The organism is Flavobacterium alvei (assembly GCF_002920895.1).
GTDB classification, from domain to species: domain Bacteria; phylum Bacteroidota; class Bacteroidia; order Flavobacteriales; family Flavobacteriaceae; genus Flavobacterium; species Flavobacterium alvei.
The window spans coordinates 404,043-416,545 of sequence record NZ_PQVG01000001.1 but is presented as its reverse complement, the minus strand read 5'-3'; the positions used below and the strand labels follow the sequence as shown (position 1 = coordinate 416,545).

At 36.0% G+C, this 12,503-nt stretch carries 24 protein-coding genes; all 24 read left to right on the top strand.

Annotated elements, in window-relative coordinates; translation table 11 throughout:
- Positions 1–32 precede the first annotated feature (32 nt).
- The 24 genes from rpsL to rplO all read left to right on the top strand — a co-directional run bounded on the left by rpsL (position 33) and on the right by rplO (position 12,494).
- A complete protein-coding gene (rpsL, locus tag C3L50_RS01740; RefSeq protein ID WP_007136570.1) occupies positions 33–416 on the top strand; it encodes a 30S ribosomal protein S12 in 384 nt (127 codons plus the stop codon).
- A 52-nt stretch (positions 417–468) separates the two neighbouring features.
- Positions 469–945, top strand: coding sequence for a 30S ribosomal protein S7 (gene rpsG / locus C3L50_RS01735; protein WP_026727879.1), 477 nt, complete (start codon positions 469–471; stop codon positions 943–945).
- A gap of 10 nt (positions 946–955) precedes the next feature.
- On the top strand, positions 956–3,112 hold the full coding sequence (fusA, locus tag C3L50_RS01730) for an elongation factor G (RefSeq protein ID WP_103804358.1): 2,157 nt from the start codon (positions 956–958) through the stop codon (positions 3,110–3,112).
- 11 nt (positions 3,113–3,123) lie between these two features.
- Entirely contained in the window at positions 3,124–3,429 is a 306-nt protein-coding gene (gene rpsJ / locus C3L50_RS01725; RefSeq protein WP_040473603.1) for a 30S ribosomal protein S10, read from the top strand.
- Positions 3,430–3,584: 155 nt separating this feature from the next.
- On the top strand, positions 3,585–4,202 hold the full coding sequence (rplC, locus tag C3L50_RS01720; protein ID WP_103804357.1) for a 50S ribosomal protein L3: 618 nt from the start codon (positions 3,585–3,587) through the stop codon (positions 4,200–4,202).
- Positions 4,202–4,831 (top strand): 50S ribosomal protein L4, encoded by a 630-nt coding sequence (gene rplD / locus C3L50_RS01715; RefSeq protein WP_103804355.1) that lies wholly within the window; start codon positions 4,202–4,204, stop codon positions 4,829–4,831. The genes rplC and rplD overlap by 1 nt, the downstream gene beginning before the upstream one ends.
- A gap of 6 nt (positions 4,832–4,837) precedes the next feature.
- Positions 4,838–5,128 (top strand): 50S ribosomal protein L23, encoded by a 291-nt coding sequence (rplW, locus tag C3L50_RS01710; protein WP_103804353.1) that lies wholly within the window; start codon positions 4,838–4,840, stop codon positions 5,126–5,128.
- Between the two features lie 6 nt (positions 5,129–5,134).
- Positions 5,135–5,959, top strand: coding sequence for a 50S ribosomal protein L2 (gene rplB / locus C3L50_RS01705; RefSeq protein WP_059114053.1), 825 nt, complete (start codon positions 5,135–5,137; stop codon positions 5,957–5,959).
- Between the two features lie 6 nt (positions 5,960–5,965).
- Complete coding sequence (gene rpsS / locus C3L50_RS01700; protein WP_024981511.1) at positions 5,966–6,244, top strand: 30S ribosomal protein S19; 279 nt, start codon at positions 5,966–5,968, stop codon at positions 6,242–6,244.
- Between the two features lie 6 nt (positions 6,245–6,250).
- Positions 6,251–6,661 (top strand): 50S ribosomal protein L22, encoded by a 411-nt coding sequence (gene rplV / locus C3L50_RS01695; RefSeq protein WP_103804351.1) that lies wholly within the window; start codon positions 6,251–6,253, stop codon positions 6,659–6,661.
- A 5-nt stretch (positions 6,662–6,666) separates the two neighbouring features.
- Positions 6,667–7,428: a 30S ribosomal protein S3 gene (gene rpsC, locus C3L50_RS01690; protein ID WP_103804349.1), complete on the top strand. Its 762-nt coding sequence runs from the start codon at positions 6,667–6,669 to the stop codon at positions 7,426–7,428.
- A gap of 19 nt (positions 7,429–7,447) precedes the next feature.
- Positions 7,448–7,873 carry a 50S ribosomal protein L16 gene (gene rplP / locus C3L50_RS01685; RefSeq protein WP_103804347.1) on the top strand — a complete coding sequence of 142 codons (426 nt, stop codon included), beginning with the start codon at positions 7,448–7,450 and terminating at the stop codon, positions 7,871–7,873.
- Between the two features lie 13 nt (positions 7,874–7,886).
- Positions 7,887–8,078 carry a 50S ribosomal protein L29 gene (gene rpmC, locus C3L50_RS01680; protein ID WP_103804345.1) on the top strand — a complete coding sequence of 64 codons (192 nt, stop codon included), beginning with the start codon at positions 7,887–7,889 and terminating at the stop codon, positions 8,076–8,078.
- Positions 8,079–8,095: 17 nt separating this feature from the next.
- Positions 8,096–8,353, top strand: coding sequence for a 30S ribosomal protein S17 (gene rpsQ, locus C3L50_RS01675; RefSeq protein WP_103804343.1), 258 nt, complete (start codon positions 8,096–8,098; stop codon positions 8,351–8,353).
- 2 nt (positions 8,354–8,355) lie between these two features.
- Positions 8,356–8,724 (top strand): 50S ribosomal protein L14, encoded by a 369-nt coding sequence (rplN, locus tag C3L50_RS01670; RefSeq protein WP_100843387.1) that lies wholly within the window; start codon positions 8,356–8,358, stop codon positions 8,722–8,724.
- Positions 8,725–8,734: 10 nt separating this feature from the next.
- On the top strand, positions 8,735–9,049 hold the full coding sequence (rplX, locus tag C3L50_RS01665; protein WP_103804342.1) for a 50S ribosomal protein L24: 315 nt from the start codon (positions 8,735–8,737) through the stop codon (positions 9,047–9,049).
- Positions 9,050–9,051: 2 nt separating this feature from the next.
- Positions 9,052–9,603 (top strand): 50S ribosomal protein L5, encoded by a 552-nt coding sequence (gene rplE, locus C3L50_RS01660; protein ID WP_103804340.1) that lies wholly within the window; start codon positions 9,052–9,054, stop codon positions 9,601–9,603.
- A 3-nt stretch (positions 9,604–9,606) separates the two neighbouring features.
- Positions 9,607–9,876 (top strand): 30S ribosomal protein S14, encoded by a 270-nt coding sequence (gene rpsN, locus C3L50_RS01655; RefSeq protein WP_103804338.1) that lies wholly within the window; start codon positions 9,607–9,609, stop codon positions 9,874–9,876.
- Positions 9,877–9,980: 104 nt separating this feature from the next.
- On the top strand, positions 9,981–10,379 hold the full coding sequence (gene rpsH / locus C3L50_RS01650) for a 30S ribosomal protein S8 (RefSeq protein ID WP_103804336.1): 399 nt from the start codon (positions 9,981–9,983) through the stop codon (positions 10,377–10,379).
- Positions 10,380–10,397: 18 nt separating this feature from the next.
- Positions 10,398–10,940: a 50S ribosomal protein L6 gene (gene rplF / locus C3L50_RS01645; protein WP_103804334.1), complete on the top strand. Its 543-nt coding sequence runs from the start codon at positions 10,398–10,400 to the stop codon at positions 10,938–10,940.
- 11 nt (positions 10,941–10,951) lie between these two features.
- The gene (gene rplR, locus C3L50_RS01640; RefSeq protein WP_103804332.1) at positions 10,952–11,302 is read left to right on the top strand and encodes a 50S ribosomal protein L18; all 351 of its coding nucleotides are present in this window, start codon (positions 10,952–10,954) and stop codon (positions 11,300–11,302) included.
- A gap of 6 nt (positions 11,303–11,308) precedes the next feature.
- Positions 11,309–11,836 (top strand): 30S ribosomal protein S5, encoded by a 528-nt coding sequence (gene rpsE, locus C3L50_RS01635; protein ID WP_035668102.1) that lies wholly within the window; start codon positions 11,309–11,311, stop codon positions 11,834–11,836.
- 12 nt (positions 11,837–11,848) lie between these two features.
- The gene (rpmD, locus tag C3L50_RS01630; RefSeq protein ID WP_103804330.1) at positions 11,849–12,028 is read left to right on the top strand and encodes a 50S ribosomal protein L30; all 180 of its coding nucleotides are present in this window, start codon (positions 11,849–11,851) and stop codon (positions 12,026–12,028) included.
- Positions 12,029–12,041: 13 nt separating this feature from the next.
- Positions 12,042–12,494 carry a 50S ribosomal protein L15 gene (gene rplO, locus C3L50_RS01625; RefSeq protein WP_103804328.1) on the top strand — a complete coding sequence of 151 codons (453 nt, stop codon included), beginning with the start codon at positions 12,042–12,044 and terminating at the stop codon, positions 12,492–12,494.
- Positions 12,495–12,503: the final 9 nt, after the last annotated feature.

The following is a 12,503-nucleotide window of genomic DNA, read 5'->3' as shown; positions in this document are numbered from 1 at the left end:
ATAAACAAATAAAGAAAAATTAGTATTTAATTATGCCAACAATTCAACAATTAGTAAGAACAGGAAGAACTCAGATAACTAAGAAGAGTAAATCGGTTGCTTTAGATTCTTGTCCTCAAAGAAGAGGGGTTTGTACGCGTGTTTACACTACTACACCAAAAAAACCAAACTCTGCAATGCGTAAAGTTGCGCGTGTGCGTTTGACAAATGGTAATGAAGTAAATGCATACATCCCTGGTGAAGGACACAATCTACAAGAGCACTCGATAGTATTAGTTAGGGGTGGAAGAGTAAAAGATTTACCAGGAGTTAGGTATCACATCGTTCGTGGTGCGCTTGATACATCAGGTGTAGCAGGAAGAACGCAACGTCGTTCAAAATACGGTGCAAAACGTCCAAAAGAAGCGAAAAAGTAAATCTAACGTAGAGACGTAGTGTTTTACGTCTGTATTCAAAAAAACAAAAGAAATGAGAAAAAGAGCGGCAAAGAAAAGACCACTTTTACCAGATCCGAGGTTTAACGACCAATTGGTGACGCGTTTTGTGAACAACTTAATGTGGGATGGTAAGAAATCAACAGCTTTTAAAGTTTTTTATGATGCTATTGACATTATAGAAACTAAAAAACAAAATGATGAAAAAACATCATTAGAAATCTGGAAAGATGCTTTAACAAACGTTATGCCTCACGTAGAAGTGCGTAGTCGTAGAGTAGGTGGAGCTACATTCCAAATTCCTATGCAAATTAGACCAGATAGAAAAATTTCTATGGCTATGAAATGGTTAATTCTTTATTCAAGAAGAAGAAACGAAAAATCAATGGCTCAAAGATTGGCTTCAGAATGTTTAGCTGCTGCTAAAGAAGAAGGGGCTGCTGTTAAGAAAAGAATGGATACTCACAAGATGGCAGAAGCTAATAAAGCTTTCTCTCACTTTAGATTTTAATTCCTAAGAAATGGCTAGAGACTTAAAATATACAAGAAACATAGGAATTGCTGCTCACATTGATGCTGGTAAAACAACAACAACTGAGCGTATTTTATTCTATACTGGAAAATCACATAAAATTGGTGAAGTACACGATGGTGCTGCAACAATGGACTGGATGGCACAAGAGCAAGAAAGAGGTATTACCATTACTTCTGCGGCTACAACTTGTGAATGGAATTTCCCAACTGAACAAGGTAAAATTTTGCCTGAATCAAAACCATATCACTTTAACATTATCGATACTCCCGGTCACGTTGACTTTACAGTAGAGGTAAACCGTTCTTTGCGTGTATTGGATGGATTGGTGTTTTTATTTAGTGCTGTTGATGGTGTTGAGCCTCAATCAGAAACTAACTGGAGATTAGCCGACCAATATCGTGTACCACGTATGGGATTTGTTAATAAAATGGACCGTCAAGGATCTAACTTCTTGAACGTATGTCAACAAGTTAGAGATATGTTGAAATCAAACGCTGTTGCAATCACTTTGCCAATTGGTGAAGAAAATGATTTCAAAGGTGTAGTTGATTTGGTTAAAAATCAAGCAATTGTATGGCATGATGCTACTCAAGGAGCTACTTTTGACATCGTAGATATCCCTGCGGATATGGTTGATGAAGTGAAAGAATATAGAGATATCCTTATCGAAGCGGTTGCAGATTATGATGAGAACTTGCTTGATAAATACATGGAAGATCCAGATTCTATTACAGAAGAAGAGATTAACAATGCGTTAAGAGCTGCTACTATGGATATGGCTATCATTCCAATGATTGCTGGTTCGTCTTTCAAAAACAAAGGAGTTCAATTTATGTTAGATGCAGTATGTAAATACTTGCCTTCTCCAATGGATAAAGAAGGTATTTCTGGAATTCACCCAGATGATGCTGAATTACTTGAAGAAGATCAAACTCAAATTTTACGTAAACCAGATGTAAAAGAGCCTTTCGCTGCTTTGGCATTTAAGATTGCTACTGACCCATTCGTAGGTCGTTTGGCTTTCTTCCGTGCTTATTCAGGAAGACTTGATGCAGGTTCTTATGTATTAAATACTCGTTCTGGTAACAAAGAAAGAATTTCTCGTATCTACCAAATGCACGCAAACAAACAAAATCCAATCGAATATATTGAGGCTGGAGATATTGGAGCTGCTGTTGGATTTAAAGATATCAAAACTGGAGATACATTATGTGATGAAAAACACCCAATCATTCTTGAGTCAATGAAATTCCCTGCTCCGGTAATTGGTATTGCTATTGAGCCTAAAACTAAAGCTGACGTAGATAAAATGGGTATGGCTTTGGCTAAATTGGCTGAAGAGGATCCAACATTTACAGTTAGAACTGATGAAGCTTCAGGTCAAACTATTATCTCAGGTATGGGAGAGCTTCACTTGGATATCTTGGTGGATAGAATGAAGCGTGAATTCAAAGTTGAAGTAAATCAAGGTGAGCCTCAAGTTGAATATAAAGAAGCTTTTACAAAATCTGCTCAACACAGAGAAACTTACAAAAAACAATCTGGAGGTCGTGGTAAATTCGGTGATATCGTATTCGTTCTTGAGCCTGCTGATGAAGTTGATGGTAAAGTTCCTGTAGGATTGCAATTTATCAATTCTGTAAAAGGTGGTAACGTACCAAAAGAATATATTCCTTCTGTAGAAAAAGGTTTCCGTGAAGCTATGAAAACTGGTCCTTTAGCAGGATACCAAGTAGATAGTTTGAAAGTTACTTTATTAGATGGATCTTTCCACCCTGTGGATTCTGATGCGCTTTCTTTTGAATTAGCGGCAAGAATGGGTTATAGAGAAGTGGCTAAAGCTGCTGGAGCTGTAATTCTTGAGCCAATTATGAAAATGGAAGTGATAACACCTGAAGAAAACATGGGAGATATCGTAGGTGATATCAACCGTCGTAGAGGTCAAGTGAATGATATGGGAGACAGAGCTGGTGCTAAAACCATCAAAGCAGATGTGCCGTTATCAGAAATGTTCGGATATGTAACAACATTAAGAACGCTGTCATCTGGTAGAGCAACATCTACAATGGAATTTTCACACTACGCAGAAACACCTTCTAACATTTCGGAAGCAGTTATCAAAAAAGCAAAAGGAAACGCTTAATCTTTAAGAAAATGAGTCAAAAAATCAGAATAAAATTAAAATCTTACGATTATATGTTGGTAGATAAGTCTGCCGAGAAAATTGTAAAAACAGTAAAAAGCACTGGAGCAGTAGTAACAGGTCCAATCCCGTTGCCAACTCATAAAAAACTTTTTACAGTACTACGTTCTCCACACGTTAACAAAAAAGCGAGAGAGCAATTTGAAGTAATGTCATACAAGAGATTAATCGACATTTATTCATCTTCATCAAAAACTATTGATGCCTTGATGAAACTTGAATTGCCTAGCGGAGTTGAAGTAGAAATCAAAGTTTAATAGCTTTATAAAAAAGAAAAGGACGCTGTTTTTAATCGAAAAATATTTTTTTGGTTTGTGTGCAAATATTTTATACTTTTGCGCCACTTTAAAAAATAGGATTCGCTTAAAAGCTGCGTTCTATATTTGTGTTTAATAATTAATAATTAATATTTATGTCTGGGTTAATCGGAAGAAAAATTGGCATGACAAGCATCTTTGACGAGAACGGGAAAAACATTCCTTGTACTGTTATTGAAGCCGGACCATGTGTAGTTACCCAAGTCAGAACCAAAGGTGTTGACGGGTATGAAGCGTTGCAACTAGGTTTCGATGACAAAAACGAGAAACATTCCACGAAAGCGGCCGTTGGTCACTTTGCGAAAGCAGGAACTGTAGCTAAGAAAAAAGTCGTTGAATTCCAAGATTTTGCAACAGAACAAAAATTAGGTGACGTTATTGATGTTACTATTTTTGAAGAAGGAGAATTTGTAGATGTACAAGGTGTCTCTAAAGGTAAAGGTTTTCAAGGGGTTGTGAAACGTCACGGTTTTGGTGGTGTTGGACAAGCAACTCACGGTCAACACAACCGTTTGAGAGCGCCAGGTTCTGTGGGAGCTTCTTCTTATCCATCTAGAGTATTCAAAGGAATGCGTATGGCTGGAAGAATGGGAGGAGATAATGTAAAAGTTCAAAACCTTAGAGTTTTAAAAGTAGTGGCTGATAAGAACCTACTTGTTATTAAAGGATGTGTTCCTGGTCATAACAACTCTTATGTAATCATTCAGAAGTAATGGAAGCAAAAGTATTAGATTTCAACGGAAAAGATACTGGAAGAAAAGTACAACTTTCTGATTCAGTATTCGGTATAGAACCAAACAATCACGCAGTATATCTTGATGTTAAGCAATATCTTGCTAATCAACGTCAAGGAACGCACAAAGCTAAAGAAAGAGCTGAAGTTGCGGGATCTACTCGTAAAATTAAAAAACAAAAAGGAACTGGTACTGCTCGTGCGGGTAGTGCAAAGAATCCATTGTTTAAGGGTGGTGGAACAGTTTTCGGGCCAAGACCAAGAAGTTATTCATTCAAATTGAATAAAAACTTGAAAAGATTGGCAAGAAAATCGGCTTTCTCAATTAAAGCAAAAGAAACAAACATTATTGTTCTTGAAGACTTCAATTTTGAAACACCAAACACTAAAAATTTCATTAACGTTTTGAAAGCTTTAGAGTTGGATAATAAAAAATCTTTATTTGTGTTGGGCGATTCGAATAAAAATGTATATTTGTCGTCACGCAATTTAAAGGCTTCTAAGGTAATAACTAGTTCAGAATTAAGCACTTATGATATTCTTAATGCAAATAGTTTGGTGCTTTTAGAAGGTTCTTTAGCGTTAATTGAAGAAAATTTAAGCAAATAATAGGATATGAGCATCATAATTAAACCTATAGTAACAGAAAAAGTAACCAAAGAAAGTGAAGTTTTAAACCGCTTCGGATTTGTTGTTGACAAAAAAGCAAACAAAGTTCAGATTAAGAAAGCTATTGAAGCTGCTTATGGAGTAACTATCGTTTCGGTTAACACGATGAACGTAAGGCCGGATAGAACTACAAAATACACTAAAAGTGGTTTGATCAGTGGAAAGACTAACGCAATTAAAAAAGCGATTGTTCAAGTACAAGAAGGAGAAACAATTGATTTTTACAACAATATCTAAGATAAAATGTCAGTAAGAAAATTAAAACCTATTACCCCAGGTCAGCGATTTAGAGTTGTGAATGGTTATGACGCCATTACAACTGATAAGCCGGAACGCTCTTTGATAGCGCCGATAAAAAACTCTGGAGGTAGAAATAGTCAAGGAAAGATGACCATGCGTTATACGGGTGGTGGTCACAAGCAGAGATATCGTATTATTGATTTCAAACGTACAAAAGAAGGAATTCCAGCTACAGTGAAATCAATCGAATATGATCCAAATCGTACTGCGTTTATCGCATTATTAGCTTATGCTGATGGTGAAAAAACCTATGTTATTGCTCAAAACGGATTGAAAGTTGGTCAGAAGTTAGTTTCTGGTCCAGAATCTCAACCAGAAATAGGTAATACATTACCATTAAGCAGAATTCCATTGGGAACTGTAATATCTTGTATCGAATTGAGACCAGGGCAAGGCGCTGTAATCGCTCGTTCTGCTGGAACATTCGCGCAATTAATGGCAAGAGACGGAAAATATGCAACAATCAAAATGCCTTCTGGAGAAACAAGATTAATCTTGTTGACTTGTTCGGCTACCATTGGTGCGGTTTCTAATTCAGACCACCAATTAGTTGTATCTGGTAAAGCAGGTAGAACAAGATGGTTAGGAAGAAGACCTAGAACAAGACCAGTTGCTATGAACCCTGTCGATCATCCAATGGGTGGTGGTGAAGGACGTTCTTCTGGAGGACATCCAAGATCTAGAAACGGTATACCTGCTAAAGGTTATAGAACACGTTCTAAGAAAAACCCGAGTAACAAGTATATTGTAGAACGTAGAAAGAAATAATAAGATATGGCACGTTCATTAAAAAAAGGACCTTTCGTTCATTATAAGTTAGAAAAGAAAGTAGAAGAAAACATTGCAGGAGGTAATAAAGGAGTAGTAAAGACTTGGTCTAGAGCTTCTATGATTACTCCAGATTTTGTTGGACAAACTATCGCAGTTCATAACGGTCGTCAATTTGTACCAGTTTACGTTACAGAAAATATGGTAGGTCACAAATTAGGAGAGTTTTCACCAACTAGATCTTTTAGAGGTCATGCTGGAGCAAAAAATAAAGGTAAAAAATAAGAAGCAATGGGAGTTCGTAAAAGAGAAACAGCAGATGCAAGAAAAGAGGCTAACAAGTCGCTAGCTTTTGCAAAATTGAATAACTGCCCTACTTCACCTAGAAAAATGCGCTTAGTAGCAGATCTAGTAAGAGGTCAGAAAGTAGAAAGAGCACTAAATATTTTGAGATTTAGTTCTAAAGAAGCTTCAAGAAAATTGGAAAAACTATTATTGTCTGCCATCAATAACTGGGAGCAAAAAAATAGTGACGCTAGTTTGGAAGAAGCAGGCTTATTCGTAAAAACTATCACTGTAGATGGTGGAATGATGTTGAAAAGACTTCGTCCAGCTCCACAAGGAAGAGCACACAGAATTAGAAAACGTTCTAATCACGTAACAATCGTGTTGGGAGCTATTAATAACACACAAGCAAATTAATAAAGATGGGACAAAAGACAAATCCAATTGGAAATAGACTTGGTATCATCAGAGGATGGGACTCTAACTGGTATGGTGGAAATGACTACGGTGATAAATTGGCCGAAGATTATAAAATCAGAAAGTACATCCATGCTCGTTTATCAAAAGCTAGTGTATCAAAAGTAATCATCGAGAGAACTTTGAAACTTGTAACCGTTACTATCACTACTGCTAGACCTGGTATTATTATCGGAAAAGGTGGTCAAGAGGTAGACAAGTTGAAAGAAGAACTTAAGAAAGTTACTGACAAAGAGGTTCAAATCAACATCTTTGAAATAAAAAGACCTGAACTTGACGCGTATCTAGTTGCTACAAGCATCTGTCGTCAAATCGAAAGCCGTATTTCTTACAGACGTGCAATCAAAATGGCTATTGCTGCTACAATGCGTATGAACGCAGAAGGTATCAAAGTTTTGATTTCTGGTCGTTTGAATGGTGCAGAGATGGCACGTTCAGAAGGTTTCAAAGAAGGAAGAATTCCTCTATCAACTTTCAGAGCCGATATCGATTATGCTCTTGCTGAAGCTCACACTACTTATGGTAGAATGGGTATCAAAGTATGGATCATGAAAGGTGAAGTTTATGGAAAGAGAGATCTTTCTCCACTTGCAGGAATGGATAAAAAACAATCTGGAACTGGTGGTGGTAAAGGTGGCGATTCTCCGAGAGGAGACAGAAAGCCTTTTAATAAAGGTGGAAAACCAGACGCTCGTAAGAGAAAGTAATTTTTTAAATTAAAGAAAAATGTTACAACCTAAAAGAACAAAATACCGTAAGGTACAAAAGGGTAAAATGAAAGGAAACTCTCAAAGAGGGCATGAACTTTCTAATGGAATGTTTGGTATTAAATCTGTTCATGAAGATGGAATGTTCTTAACCTCACGTCAAATCGAAGCTGCGCGTATTGCAGCAACTCGTTATATGAAAAGAGAAGGACAATTATGGATTAAAATATTTCCAGACAAACCTATCACAAAGAAGCCTCTTGAGGTACGTATGGGTAAAGGTAAAGGTGCAGTCGAATATTGGGCGGCCGTTGTTAGACCCGGAAGAATTATGTTTGAAGTAGGAGGAGTTCCTTTGTCGGTTGCAAAAGAGGCATTGCGTCTTGCAGCTCAAAAACTACCTTGCAAAACTAAATTTGTCGTTGCTAGAGATTTCGAAGCATAATTAATTATTTATTATGAAACAATCAGAAATAAAAGATCTTTCTGCAGCAGAGTTGCAAGAAAAATTGAACCAAACTAAGAAGGTATATGCCGACTTAAAAATGGCACATGCTATTTCTCCAATTGAGAATCCACTTCAAATTAGAAGTGTAAGAAGAACAGTTGCAAGATTAGCTACAGAACTTACTAAAAGAGAGTTACAATAACTGTATTCTGCTGAAAGATGGAAAAAAGAAATTTAAGAAAAGAAAGAATTGGGGTTGTTACTTCTGACAAAATGGATAAATCCATTGTTGTTGCACAAGTAACTAGAGTAAAACACCCATTATACGGTAAGTTCGTGTTGAAAACTAAAAAGTTTCACGCACACGACGAAAATAACGACTGTAACATTGGAGATACTGTTAGGATTAGCGAAACTCGTCCTTTGAGTAAAACCAAATGTTGGAGGTTAGTTGAAATCATTGAAAGAGCTAAATAATTATGGTACAACAAGAATCAAGACTAAAAGTAGCAGATAATACGGGAGCAAAAGAAGTTTTAACTATCCGTGTTTTAGGAGGTACCAAAAGAAGGTATGCCTCTGTTGGAGACAAGATTGTAGTTTCTATCAAAGATGCTGCTCCAAACGGAAACGTAAAAAAAGGAGCTGTTTCAACTGCAGTGGTTGTACGTACCAAAAAAGAAGTGAGAAGAGCCGATGGTTCTTATATCCGTTTCGATGACAATGCTTGCGTTCTTTTGAACGCCGCAGGTGAAATGAGAGGGACTCGTGTTTTTGGTCCAGTAGCAAGAGAACTTCGTGAAAAACAATTCATGAAAATTGTATCATTAGCACCAGAAGTGCTTTAATTATTTTAAGATGATAAAGCTAAAAATAAAATCAGGTGACATTGTAAGAGTAATTGCTGGAGACCATAAAGGTGCTGAAGGTAAAGTATTACGTGTGTACAAAGAGAAAAATAAAGCAATTGTTGAAGGTGTAAACTTGGTTTCAAAACATACGAAACCAAGTGCAAAAAACCCTCAAGGTGGTATTGTAAAAAAAGAGGCTTCTATACAAATATCTAATATTTCTTTAATTGATCCTAAAACAAAGGAAACAACTAGAGTAGGTATTAGAGTTGAAGGAGATAAGAAAGTGAGATTTTCAAAAAAATCTAATCAAGTACTATAGTAATGGCATATATACCTAGACTAAAAGAAGAGTATAAGAACAGAGTTATATCTGCTCTTAAAGAGGAATTCGGATACACAAACGTAATGCAAGTTCCTAAATTGGAAAAAATCGTTTTGAGTAAAGGAGTTGGTGCAGCTGTATCTGACAAAAAACTTATTGACTATGCGGTTGATGAGTTAACAAAGATCACTGGACAGAAAGCAGTATCTACTATTTCAAAGAAAGACGTTGCGTCTTTTAAATTGAGAAAAGGGATGCCAATTGGAGCAAAAGTTACTTTGCGTGGAGAAAAAATGTACGAGTTTTTAGATAGATTAGTTACTTCTGCTTTGCCACGTGTTAGAGATTTCAGTGGAATCAAAGCTACTGGTTTTGATGGAAGAGGAAACTACAACCTTGGTGTTTTAGAGCAAATCATTTTTCCTGAAATTGATATTGACAAAGTAAATAAAATTACTGGAATGGACATTACTTTTGTAACTTCTGCTGCTACAGACAAAGAAGCAAAGTCATTATTAACTGAATTGGGTTTACCATTTAAAAAGAACTAAGACATGGCTAAAGAATCAATGAAAGCCCGTGAGGTTAAAAGAGAAAAAACGGTAGCGAAGTATGCTGAAAAAAGAAAAGCTTTAAAAGCAGCTGGCGATTTTGAAGGTTTACAAAAATTACCAAAAAATGCTTCTCCAATTCGTTTGCACAATCGTTGCAAATTGACAGGAAGACCAAGAGGATATATTCGTCAGTTTGGAATTTCACGTGTAACTTTCCGTGAGATGGCAAATAACGGATTAATTCCTGGTGTTAAAAAAGCATCTTGGTAATATCAAATAAAGTTTGTACTTTTGCAATCCAAAAAATAATTTTAATTGATTAAAGGTTCATTTGATGAGTATCTTATGAAAACCATAATCGCAAATTTATACATATGTATACAGATCCTATTGCAGATTATTTGACGAGAGTTAGAAACGCTGTGGCTGCAAACCACAAAGTTGTCGAAATTCCAGCATCTAATCTTAAAAAAGAAATAACTAAGATCTTATTTGATCAAGGATATATCTTGAGTTACAAATTTGAATCGAACACTGTTCAAGGTTCAATCAAAATCGCTTTGAAGTATGATAAAGATACTAAAGAGTCAGTGATTAAAGATATCCAAAGAATTAGTAAACCAGGTTTACGTAAGTATGCAGGTTCTTCTAGTATCCCAAGAATCCTTAACGGATTAGGAATTGCTATTGTATCCACTTCAAAAGGTCTTATGACTGGGAAACAAGCTAAGCAATTGAATGTGGGTGGTGAAGTAATTTGTTACGTATACTAATTAAAAGACTTATAAGAGATGTCAAGAATAGGTAAAAATCCCGTTGTAGTCCCTGCCGGTGTAACTATTGAAGTTGCTAATGGTATCATTACAGTAAAAGGAAAAAAAGGTCAACTTACTCAGGAATATTCAGATGTTACTGTAACGGTTGAAGGAGATCAAGTTCAAGTGGACAGGTCGTCTGATCATAAAGACCAAAGAGCAAAACACGGTTTGTACAGATCTTTAATCAATAATATGATTATCGGTGTAACTGAAGGTTTTACTAAGGAATTAGAATTGGTAGGAGTTGGTTATAGAGCTTCAAATCAAGGACAAAAATTAGATTTAGCTCTTGGATTTTCACATAATATCATTTTAGAAATAGCTCCAGAAGTAGAAGTTGAGACTGTATCTGAAAAAGGTAAAAATCCAATCGTGAAATTAACATCATTAGATAAACAACTTTTAGGTCAGGTAGCTGCGAAAATCAGAGGTTTCCGCAAACCAGAGCCATACAAAGGAAAAGGTGTTAAATTTGTAGGAGAAGTATTAAGAAGAAAAGCAGGTAAATCAGCGTAAAAAATAACATTATGTCATTAACAAAACCTGAAAGAAGACAGAGAATCAGATTCAGAATTAGAAAAACAATTAGTGGTACTGCTACTAATCCAAGGCTTTCTGTATTTAGAAGTAACAAAGAAATTTATGCTCAACTTATTGATGACGTAAACGGAGTTACTTTGTTAGCTGCTTCTTCAAGAGAAAAAGAAATAGGAAAAGGTACAAACGTAGAAGTTGCATCGGCAGTTGGAAAACTTGTTGCAGAAAAAGCGTTAAAAGCTGGGATAGAAACAGTAACTTTCGATAGAGGAGGTTATTTATATCACGGTCGTATTAAATCATTAGCGGAAGGCGCGAGAGCGGCTGGACTTAAATTCTAATATAGTATGTCTAATAGTAAATACAAGAATGTAGAGCTAGTAAAACCAAGTGGTCTTGAATTAAAAGATCGTTTGGTAAGTGTAAATCGTGTTACTAAAGTTACAAAAGGAGGTAGAGCATTTGGTTTTTCTGCTATTGTAGTTGTAGGTGATGAAAACGGAGTAGTAGGTCACGGATTAGGAAAATCGAAAGATGTTTCTGAAGCAATTGCGAAAGCAGTAGAAGATGCAAAGAAAAATTTAGTAAAAATTCCTTTGAATGGTCAGTCTGTTCCTCACGAGCAAAAAGGTAAATTTGGTGGAGCACGAGTATTTTTGATCCCTGCATCTCATGGTACAGGAGTTATTGCTGGTGGAGCTGTTCGTTCAGTGCTTGAGTCAGTTGGGATACACGATGTATTATCAAAATCTCAAGGATCATCAAATCCTCACAACGTTGTAAAAGCAACTTTCGATGCTTTATTACAAATGAGAAGTGCTTATACTGTTGCAAAACAAAGAGGCGTTTCTTTAGAAAAAGTTTTTAAAGGTTAATTCAAGGAAATTATGGCTAAATTATTAGTAAAACAAGTTAGAAGCAAAATCAACTGTCCCCTTACTCAAAAAAGAGGATTAGAAGCTTTAGGTCTTCGTAAAATGGGTCAAGTTGTAGAACACGATTCAAATCCAACTATCCTTGGAATGATAAATAAAGTTAAACACTTAGTTTCTGTAACAGAAGCTTAATAACAAATACGTTATGAATTTAAGTAACTTACAACCGGCTGAAGGGTCAACACACAATCAAAATAAAAGATTGGGTAGAGGAGAAGGTTCTGGAAAAGGTGGTACTGCGTCTCGTGGTCACAAAGGAGCAAAATCTCGTTCTGGTTATTCTAAAAAGATTGGTTTTGAAGGTGGACAAATGCCGCTTCAAAGACGTGTACCAAAGTTTGGTTTCACAAACATCAATCGTAAAGAATACGAAGGTGTAAATCTTGACACACTTCAATTATTAGTTGACAATGGTATCGTAACTAATTCAGTTGATATGACTGTATATGTTGCAAATCGTTTAGCAACTAAAAACGAAATCGTTAAGATTTTAGGAAGAGGAGAATTGAAAGCAAAACTAACTGTATCTGCTCACAAATTTACTGCTACTGCAAAAGCTGCTATTGAAGCTGCTGGTGGAGAAGTTGTAATCCTTTAATTTTTCGAT

Coding starts and splice junctions, on each gene's coding strand:
- rpsL (WP_007136570.1), top strand. CDS start 33: ATGCCAACAATTCAACAATTAGTAAGAACAGGAAGAACTCAGATAACT.
- rpsG (WP_026727879.1), top strand. CDS start 469: ATGAGAAAAAGAGCGGCAAAGAAAAGACCACTTTTACCAGATCCGAGG.
- fusA (WP_103804358.1), top strand. CDS start 956: ATGGCTAGAGACTTAAAATATACAAGAAACATAGGAATTGCTGCTCAC.
- rpsJ (WP_040473603.1), top strand. CDS start 3,124: ATGAGTCAAAAAATCAGAATAAAATTAAAATCTTACGATTATATGTTG.
- rplC (WP_103804357.1), top strand. CDS start 3,585: ATGTCTGGGTTAATCGGAAGAAAAATTGGCATGACAAGCATCTTTGAC.
- rplD (WP_103804355.1), top strand. CDS start 4,202: ATGGAAGCAAAAGTATTAGATTTCAACGGAAAAGATACTGGAAGAAAA.
- rplW (WP_103804353.1), top strand. CDS start 4,838: ATGAGCATCATAATTAAACCTATAGTAACAGAAAAAGTAACCAAAGAA.
- rplB (WP_059114053.1), top strand. CDS start 5,135: ATGTCAGTAAGAAAATTAAAACCTATTACCCCAGGTCAGCGATTTAGA.
- rpsS (WP_024981511.1), top strand. CDS start 5,966: ATGGCACGTTCATTAAAAAAAGGACCTTTCGTTCATTATAAGTTAGAA.
- rplV (WP_103804351.1), top strand. CDS start 6,251: ATGGGAGTTCGTAAAAGAGAAACAGCAGATGCAAGAAAAGAGGCTAAC.
- rpsC (WP_103804349.1), top strand. CDS start 6,667: ATGGGACAAAAGACAAATCCAATTGGAAATAGACTTGGTATCATCAGA.
- rplP (WP_103804347.1), top strand. CDS start 7,448: ATGTTACAACCTAAAAGAACAAAATACCGTAAGGTACAAAAGGGTAAA.
- rpmC (WP_103804345.1), top strand. CDS start 7,887: ATGAAACAATCAGAAATAAAAGATCTTTCTGCAGCAGAGTTGCAAGAA.
- rpsQ (WP_103804343.1), top strand. CDS start 8,096: ATGGAAAAAAGAAATTTAAGAAAAGAAAGAATTGGGGTTGTTACTTCT.
- rplN (WP_100843387.1), top strand. CDS start 8,356: ATGGTACAACAAGAATCAAGACTAAAAGTAGCAGATAATACGGGAGCA.
- rplX (WP_103804342.1), top strand. CDS start 8,735: ATGATAAAGCTAAAAATAAAATCAGGTGACATTGTAAGAGTAATTGCT.
- rplE (WP_103804340.1), top strand. CDS start 9,052: ATGGCATATATACCTAGACTAAAAGAAGAGTATAAGAACAGAGTTATA.
- rpsN (WP_103804338.1), top strand. CDS start 9,607: ATGGCTAAAGAATCAATGAAAGCCCGTGAGGTTAAAAGAGAAAAAACG.
- rpsH (WP_103804336.1), top strand. CDS start 9,981: ATGTATACAGATCCTATTGCAGATTATTTGACGAGAGTTAGAAACGCT.
- rplF (WP_103804334.1), top strand. CDS start 10,398: ATGTCAAGAATAGGTAAAAATCCCGTTGTAGTCCCTGCCGGTGTAACT.
- rplR (WP_103804332.1), top strand. CDS start 10,952: ATGTCATTAACAAAACCTGAAAGAAGACAGAGAATCAGATTCAGAATT.
- rpsE (WP_035668102.1), top strand. CDS start 11,309: ATGTCTAATAGTAAATACAAGAATGTAGAGCTAGTAAAACCAAGTGGT.
- rpmD (WP_103804330.1), top strand. CDS start 11,849: ATGGCTAAATTATTAGTAAAACAAGTTAGAAGCAAAATCAACTGTCCC.
- rplO (WP_103804328.1), top strand. CDS start 12,042: ATGAATTTAAGTAACTTACAACCGGCTGAAGGGTCAACACACAATCAA.